Raw genomic sequence first — 6,499 nt, forward strand, 5'->3', positions numbered from 1 at the left:
ACGCCGACCCGCCGGCCGGCACGGGCCACGCCACGCGGACGGGCACGCCGGGCCGTCACCCGGGTCACCCGCGGGCTGCGCGAGCCGGGGCCGCTGGTGATCCTGCTCTGCCGGTTCGTGCCCGGCGGCCGGATGGCGGCCTGCTTCTCGGCCGGCCGCAGCCGCTACCCGTACCGCCTCTTCCTGCCCTACGAGGCGGCGGCGGCGCTCGCCTGGTCCAGTTACGGCGCACTCGTCGGCCATCTGGGCGGTACGGCGCTGACCCACTCGGCGTGGCGGCTGCTGCTGATCGGTGGGGTGGCGGCGGCCGGGTTCGCGCTGGCCGGGTGGGCGATGACCTGGATCAGCAGCGCCCGGCAGACCCGCGCCGAGGCCACCGCCGACTCGACCGGCAGCTGACCCCCGAGCACCTGATCGACGTGAAGGAAGAACAGGCTATGAGCGACACGGCGGCGTGGCACGACGTCAAGGCCAGGGCTCGGCGAATCGATCCCTCATGGGATGACGCCGAGCGCGTGACCCGGCGCGGGCAGCTCAGAGAACAGATGCTGGCCTCGATCAACGGCGCGCAGTCGACGGGAGACCCGGCAGACGATGCGCCTTCACCCGACGGGACCTGACGCCGTTCTCGGGGGTCCGGTAGGGGACGACCCGGGTAGCGAAGTGGGTGGTGGTCCCGGATCCGTCTGGGGCTGTTCCGGCGACAGGCTGGCCGTATGCCTGGAACGCGGAGCAGCGGCCTGTTGGCCCTCGGCGGGATCGTCCTGGCGGCGGTGCTCGCGGTGATGGGTCACGTCGGGGTGAGCGACGATCTGGATCCCTGGTCGCTGACCGTCAGCGACTTCGCCGTGTCCGATCGGGGCGGCGTCATCGACACCGCGATGGCGGTGCTCGCGGCGGCCAGCGTGGTGCTGCTGCCGGCGCTGCGCCGGGCCGGTGCGGGCCGGGTGCCGCTCGCGCTGCTCACCGCCTGGTCGGCCGGGTTGCTGGCCGCGGCGGTGGTGCCCACTAACGAGCCGGGTACGCCGATGGACACCGCCGCGTACGTGCACCGGTACGCCTCGGTGCTGTCGTTCCTGGCCCTACCGGTGGCCGGCTGGCTGCTGGCCCGCAACCCGGTCGCGGGAGCCGCGGCCTGGCTGCGCGGCCTGACCGTGGCCAGCCTGCTGCTGGCGGGCGCGATGATCTGGTCCGCCTACCCCGGCGACCGGGCCCTGCTGGGCCTGATCGAGCGCGCGCTCATCCTCACGGAGACGGCAGTCATCACCACCCTGGCCCTGCACCTCACCCTGACCAAAGTCGTCGATCATGCAGTTGTGACCCCGCACAGACCGGGCATACCGGTCGGGTCGGGGGCCGCAACTCCATGATCGATGAAAGAAGGGGGCTACTCCAGCTCGTGGAGCATGAGCTGGCGGGCGGCCTCGGTGATGGAGCCGGACAGGCTCGGGTAGATGGTGATGGTGTGGGCCAGCTCGTTGACGGTGAGGTTGTTCTCCACCGCCATCGTGATCGGCAGGATCAGCTCGCTGGCCTTCGGCGCCACCACCACGCCGCCGATCACCTGGCCGCTCGCGGGACGGCAGAACAGCTTGACGAAGCCGTCTGCCAGGTCGTCCATCTTCGCCCGCGCGTTGCCGGACAGCGGCAGCATCACCTGGCGGGCCGGGGTCTTGCCGGCGTCCACCTCGTCCTGGGAGACGCCGACCGTGGCCAGCTCCGGGTCGGTGAAGACGTTCGCCGCGACGGTACGCAGCCGCAGCGGCCGGACCGCCTCGCCCAGCGCGTGCCACATGGCGATCCGGCCCTGCATGGCCGCGACGCTCGCGAGCGGCAGCACGCCGGTGCAGTCGCCGGCCGCGTAGATGCCCGGCACGTTGGTACGGGACACCCGGTCGACAGTCACGTAACCGCCCCGGGCCAGCTCCACGCCGTACTCGGCCAGGCCCAGATCGGCGGTGTTCGGGATCGAGCCGACGGCGATCAGCGCGTGCGAGCCGGTGACCTGGCGGCCGTCGGAGAGCACCACCTCCACCCCGTCGCCGACGCGGCGGACCGCCTCGGCGCGGGAGTTGTTCAGGATGCTCATGCCCCGGTTGCGGAACACCCGCTCGATCGCCATCGCGGCGTCGGCGTCCTCGTGCGGCATGACCCGGTCCCGGCTGGAGACCAGCGTGACCTTGACGCCCATGGCCAGGTACGCGCTGGCGAACTCGGCGCCGGTCACGCCGGAGCCGACCACGATCAGGTGCTCGGGCAGGTCGGGCAGGTCGTACACCTGACGCCAGGTCAGGATGCGCTCGCCGTCCGGTACGGCGGTGGGCAACTGGCGCGGGGTCGCGCCGGTCGCGACGAGCACCGTCGACGCGGCGATGGAGTACTCCTCGCCGCCGCCGGCCGGGGTGACGATCACGCGGTGGGTGTGGCCGAGCGTGTCCTCGCCCAGCCGGGCGGTGCCGGCCACGAACTCGACGCCGGCCTTGACCAGCTTGGTGTGGATGTCGGCGGACTGGGCCAGCGCGAGCCGCTTGACCCGCTCGTGCACCGCCCGGGCGTCGACGGTGACCGCCTCCAGGCCGTCGGAGTGCACGCCGAACTCCTCGGTGTCCCGGTAGCCGGTGACCACCTCGGAGCTGGCGATGAACGTCTTGGAGGGCACGCAGTCGGAGAGCACGCAGGCGCCGCCGGCCCCCTCCGCCTCGACCACTGTGACCTCGGCGTCCAACTGCGCGGCGACCAGGGCCGCCTCGTACCCGGCCGGCCCGCCGCCGATGATCACGATCTGGCTCACAGCATTAGCCCCTCGTCTGTGCTCACAGTGACTTTCTTCTCCCCGTCGGGTTCGACACGCACTGTCGTATTCTCCCCCACCCGCCAGCCGGGCTATCGTCGTCGCCGTGCGTCTCTACGCTGCTTACGGCTCAAACCTGGACCCGGCCCGCATGCGCGCCTACTGCCCGCATTCGCCGATGGTGGGTACCGGCTGGCTGGAGGGGTGGCGGCTCACCTTCGCCGGCGAGGACGTCATCGGATGGGAGGGCTCGGTCAGCACCGTTGTCGAGTCCCCGGGTGACCGGGTCTTCGTGGCGCTCTACGACATCCACCCGTACGACGCCGCGCAGCTCGACGAGATCGAGGGCGTGACCGCCGAGACGTACCGCAGGCTGACCGTGCGCGTGTCGACGCTCGACGGCGACGTGACCGCGTGGGTCTACGTGTTCGACGGTTACGAGGGCGGGCTGCCCACCGCGTGGTACCTGTCGGAGCTGGCGAACGCCGCGGAGAAGGCGGGCGCGCCGGACGACTACGTCACCGAGCTGCGGTCCCGCCCCACCGGCACCGCGTCCGCGTAGCGCGTCTCCCACACCCACAGTGTGCGCCGTGCGGCCGCACCCGCGCTCGGCGACCCCGGTACGAGGGGTGCCGGGTCACACCCGCGAGGCGGGCACGCTCCGCTCGTACATGTCGACCCAGCGCTCCTCCACCAGCCCGACGGAGCGGTAGAGCGTGACCGGTGCGGTCGGGTTGGCCAGGTCGACACCGAGCCCGGCCCCTTCGCGGCCCTTCGCCGCGTAGACCGCGAAGGCCCGGCGCAGCAGCGCCGCACCCACCCCGCGCCGCCGGTACGCGGGCAGCACCGACAGCGTCCGCACCCACCCCCGGTCCTGGTCGAGCGCCTGGTCGGAGGACTGGAGCGCGCCGGCCGGCTCGCCGTCGACCTCGGCCAGGAACCACTCGTCCCAGACCTTCCCGTACGAGGGCAGCAGGTCCCGCCACTGCTCGAAGTCGAGCGGGTCGTGGTCGGGCGTGTCCCGGAACGCGGTGTCGTAGATCCGGTGGAACAGCCGCAGGTCGTTCTCGTCGTCGGCGCGCAGCGGCCGCACCGTCACCCCGGGCGGGGGCGCCGGCTCGGCGGGCAGGTCGGCCAGCGAGCGGCTCATCCGGATGTAGCGCTTGATCCGGGTGAACCCGGCCTCGGCCAGCTCACCGGCCCAGCGGGTCTCCGGCGCGTACACGCCGGCGCGGGCGGTGAGCGCGGGCAGGCCGCGCTCGGCGGCACGTTCGGCGACCCGCTCCAGCAGCCGCGCCAGCAGCGGCGCGCGCAGGTCGGCGCCACGGTCGGGGTCGACCAGGACGTCCACCCATTCCCGGCCGACACCGCTGGGGTTGGCCAGGATCGACCAGGCCACCGCCGTACCGTCCGGGTCGGTGACCAGCCAGGAGTCCCGCGCCGGGTCGACGAACGGCGCGATCAGCGCGGACCGCACATCCTCGGCGTCGAAGTCGGGGTAGCCCACGGCGAACGTGTCGGAGGCGTGCACCACAGCCAGGATCGCGGGCACGTCGTCGAGGGTCGGGCGGCGGGCCGACCAGCCGGCGGGGAGCGTCACGGGCCAGATCCTGGCAGCCGGACCAGCGGGGCCGCCTCCCATTTATCCGCGCCGGGCGCGCTTCCGCGCGGCGGCGAGCAGACCCAGCAGCTCCGCCCCCTCGGCGGTGCTGAGCGCGCGGAACGCCGCCGACGCCAGCCGGTCGGTCACCGCCTCGGCCCACAGTCGGCGTCGCACCAGCGGCCCGACCGGCGGGTACGGGGGCGCCCAGCCGCACGCCGCCGCGCCCGCCTCACCCTCCGGCCCGGCCAGCACCGCCTCCAGCGGGGTCAGACCGGCCGCGCGTACCGCCAGCAGGTACGCCCCGGCGAAGTGCTCGCGCAGCAGCAGCATGCCGACCGCCGCCCGGGCGCCCGGCGACGGGTCGGGCACGGGCATGGCCCGCCAGGCGGCGAACAGCGGCATGCCGCTGCCGTCCGCCGCCTCGACCGCCCGGCCCAGCAGCGCGGCGAGCCGGGACGACTCGGCGCCGTCACCGAGCCGGGCGGTGCCCCACCGGCAGCACTCGGCCAGGTTGGCGGCGGCCACCTCCAGCGGCGGGACGGTGCGCGCGGCGGCGTCCCAGCCGTCGGTGACCGCCTCGGGGGCGATGAAGCCCAGCGCCGCGGCGACGGTCTCGGCGCGGACGTCACCGAGCGCACCGGCCCGTCCGGTGATGTAGAAGGCCCACCCGGAGATGCCCAGCAGCCGCGCCCGGCGCAGCGTGGACGGGCAGCGCGCGAACGCCTCCCCGAGTTCGAGCACCAGCGGTTTGCAGGCGGCGGCGAGCTGTTCCGGAGTCATCGGCCGCCCGTCACTCCACCGTAGCCATTCATCACGCTCAGTCTGCCCGGTCGTCACCGGTGTCGGCATCCCCCTCTTCGGCGTCGAGCGCCTCCAACACGGCCTCCACCTCACCGGCCCGGCGCCGGGCCGCGGTGACCGCCCGTTCCGCGCCCCGCCGGGCCAGCCGGGCCCGGCTCAGCTCCTGCTCGGCCACGGCCCGGCGACGCTCCAGCTCGGCCAGTTCGGTCTCGATCCGGTCCAGCGTCGCGGCGCCGTCCCGCTCGGCCGCGTCGGCCGCCGCCAGCTCCTTCTCGGCCCGGTCCAGGTCCGTCCGGGCCCGGGTCAGCTCCCGGGTCGCGGTCCGCCGCCGCCCGGCCCGTTCGGCCCGCGCCGCCCGCTCGTCGCGGGCCCGGCGCGCGTCGGCCCGCTCAACCGCCCGATCCGGTACGACAGGCGCCTCCTCGCCCCCTGTCACGAGCCGCAGCTGGGGGCGGGGCACCTCGCCGAACCCGGCGTAGTGGCTGGCCCGCAGCAGGCGTCCGGCGCGTACCTGTTCGGCCACCTCGGTGTCCGACAGCGCGGCGTTGAGTGTCGCCTCGACCTCGCCCAGCGGCAGCCGCCCGGCCGGTGGCGCGGCGGGTTCGGTGGCGGCGAGACGGCGTACCTCCGCCACCAGCGCGCCCACGACGGCGCGCCGCTGCGCGGACAGTTCCCGCAGCGTGCCGCCGCGCAGGTCGCGTTGCGCGGCACGCAGCGACTCGGCCAGCTGGCTCAGGTCGGCGACCAGCTCGGGCCGGCGGATGGCGAGCAGGTTGACCAGCCAGGCCGCCACCGTGGGCCGGCGCAGCTTGGCGATCTCGCGGGCGGTACGCGGGTCGCCGGACTGCCGCGCCTGCGCGACGGCGGCGTCCCGGGCCGCGACGAACCGGTCCGGCGGCGTGGCGTAGAGCTGCCGGATCACCTCCGCGGGCACCTCGGCCATGCTCAGACGTCGATCCGGGTGCCCGGCTCCAGACGGCGGTAGTCGGTCTTGGACAACGCGGTGTACTGCCGGTCCAGCACGCCGAGGCCGTTGCCGTTGAGCAGCGCGTCGTGCAGCGCGTACGCCCGGCGCGGGGCGACCGCGCGGATGAAGTCGACCACCTCGGAGAACTTCGACCAGGGCGCGTGGATCGGGGCGAACAGCGTGTCCACCTGCACGTCGTCCGGGACGAACAGCGCGTCGCCCGGGTGGTAGAGGACGTCGGCGAACAGGTAGCCGATGTTCGGGATCACCGGGATGTCCGGGTGGATGACCGCGTGCTGCCCGCCGTACGTCCGCACCGGCACTCCGGCGACGGTGA

Annotated in this window: 9 protein-coding genes; 4 read left to right on the top strand and 5 right to left on the bottom strand. The window is 74.2% G+C overall.

Annotated features, from left to right (window positions below; genetic code table 11):
* The 3 genes from KBX39_RS19470 to KBX39_RS19480 form a co-directional block, all read left to right on the top strand.
* The coding region (locus KBX39_RS19470) for a DedA family protein (RefSeq protein ID WP_369010117.1) at positions 1–399 on the top strand (399 nt) is incomplete at its 5' end.
* A 38-nt stretch (positions 400–437) separates the two neighbouring features.
* Positions 438–620, top strand: a complete 183-nt coding sequence (locus tag KBX39_RS19475) for a hypothetical protein (RefSeq protein WP_210871858.1) — start codon at positions 438–440, stop codon at positions 618–620.
* Between the two features lie 96 nt (positions 621–716).
* Positions 717–1,370, top strand: coding sequence for a DUF998 domain-containing protein (locus tag KBX39_RS19480; protein ID WP_210871860.1), 654 nt, complete (start codon positions 717–719; stop codon positions 1,368–1,370).
* A gap of 17 nt (positions 1,371–1,387) precedes the next feature.
* Here the strand turns inward: KBX39_RS19480 and KBX39_RS19485 are convergent, their stop codons facing one another.
* Positions 1,388–2,791 carry an NAD(P)H-quinone dehydrogenase gene (locus KBX39_RS19485; protein ID WP_043326713.1) on the bottom strand — a complete coding sequence of 468 codons (1,404 nt, stop codon included), beginning with the start codon at positions 2,789–2,791 and terminating at the stop codon, positions 1,388–1,390.
* Between the two features lie 106 nt (positions 2,792–2,897).
* On the opposite strand from KBX39_RS19485, the gene KBX39_RS19490 reads away from it, so the two are divergent.
* On the top strand, positions 2,898–3,353 hold the full coding sequence (locus KBX39_RS19490; protein WP_030501227.1) for a gamma-glutamylcyclotransferase: 456 nt from the start codon (positions 2,898–2,900) through the stop codon (positions 3,351–3,353).
* A 75-nt stretch (positions 3,354–3,428) separates the two neighbouring features.
* On the opposite strand, the gene KBX39_RS19495 is transcribed toward KBX39_RS19490, so the two are convergent.
* From KBX39_RS19495 to KBX39_RS19510, 4 genes are all read right to left on the bottom strand, one after another.
* The gene (locus KBX39_RS19495; RefSeq protein ID WP_043326715.1) at positions 3,429–4,391 is read right to left on the bottom strand and encodes a GNAT family N-acetyltransferase; all 963 of its coding nucleotides are present in this window, start codon (positions 4,389–4,391) and stop codon (positions 3,429–3,431) included.
* 42 nt (positions 4,392–4,433) lie between these two features.
* Positions 4,434–5,174 carry a hypothetical protein gene (locus KBX39_RS19500; protein ID WP_043326717.1) on the bottom strand — a complete coding sequence of 247 codons (741 nt, stop codon included), beginning with the start codon at positions 5,172–5,174 and terminating at the stop codon, positions 4,434–4,436.
* A gap of 37 nt (positions 5,175–5,211) precedes the next feature.
* On the bottom strand, positions 5,212–6,138 hold the full coding sequence (locus KBX39_RS19505) for a hypothetical protein (protein ID WP_166455840.1): 927 nt from the start codon (positions 6,136–6,138) through the stop codon (positions 5,212–5,214).
* Positions 6,139–6,140: 2 nt separating this feature from the next.
* Positions 6,141–6,499 (bottom strand): MBL fold metallo-hydrolase (locus KBX39_RS19510; RefSeq protein ID WP_369010118.1); only part of this gene is annotated, 359 nt, incomplete at its 5' end.

It is taken from the genome of Micromonospora sp. D75 (assembly GCF_018070405.1).
Classification (GTDB): Bacteria; Actinomycetota; Actinomycetes; order Mycobacteriales; family Micromonosporaceae; genus Micromonospora; species Micromonospora chalcea.

Coding starts and splice junctions, on each gene's coding strand:
- KBX39_RS19475 (WP_210871858.1), top strand. CDS start 438: ATGAGCGACACGGCGGCGTGGCACGACGTCAAGGCCAGGGCTCGGCGA.
- KBX39_RS19480 (WP_210871860.1), top strand. CDS start 717: ATGCCTGGAACGCGGAGCAGCGGCCTGTTGGCCCTCGGCGGGATCGTC.
- KBX39_RS19500 (WP_043326717.1), bottom strand. CDS start 5,174: ATGACTCCGGAACAGCTCGCCGCCGCCTGCAAACCGCTGGTGCTCGAA.
- KBX39_RS19505 (WP_166455840.1), bottom strand. CDS start 6,138: ATGGCCGAGGTGCCCGCGGAGGTGATCCGGCAGCTCTACGCCACGCCG.